General features: G+C 48.9%; 1 protein-coding gene. It reads left to right on the top strand.

Annotation, left to right across the window (positions count from 1 at the left end; all coding sequences use genetic code 11):
* Positions 1–17 precede the first annotated feature (17 nt).
* Positions 18–436, top strand: a 419-nt coding sequence (locus RM446_RS24695) for an AMP-binding protein (RefSeq protein WP_311547843.1), incomplete at its 3' end; no start/stop codon positions are given.

The following is a 436-nucleotide window of genomic DNA, read 5'->3' as shown; positions in this document are numbered from 1 at the left end:
ATCTACAGAAGCGCGGAGTGGGGCCTGAGTCACTGGTTGGATTATGTGTCGAACGCTCTCCCGAGATGATGATCGGACTCTTGGGGATCTTGAAAGCTGGAGGGGCCTATGTTCCTCTTGACCCAGCCTATCCAGAGCAGCGACTGCAGTATATTTTAGAGGATGCGGGGATCCGGGTCCTTGTCACGACGGAGTCGTTACAAGGATGGTTAACAGAAGGAATCGAAGCCATTTGCCTAGATCGAGATCAAGAAATGATCGCACAAGAGAGTACTCTTTCTCCGATAGGTGAAGCGACAGCAAAGAACGTAATGTATGTCATCTACACCTCCGGTTCTACTGGGAATCCGAAAGGCGTTATGGTAGAGCATCACTCCGTGATGAACTACTTAGAGTGGATGAAAGTGAGATATTCATTGACGAGTAAGGATGTCAC

The sequence above is a fragment of the Streptomonospora wellingtoniae genome (genome assembly GCF_031845375.1).
GTDB lineage: Bacteria > Actinomycetota > Actinomycetes > Streptosporangiales > Streptosporangiaceae > Streptomonospora > Streptomonospora wellingtoniae.
Note: the sequence above shows the minus strand (reverse complement) of the source record. Positions and strands in the feature narration are given on the sequence as shown.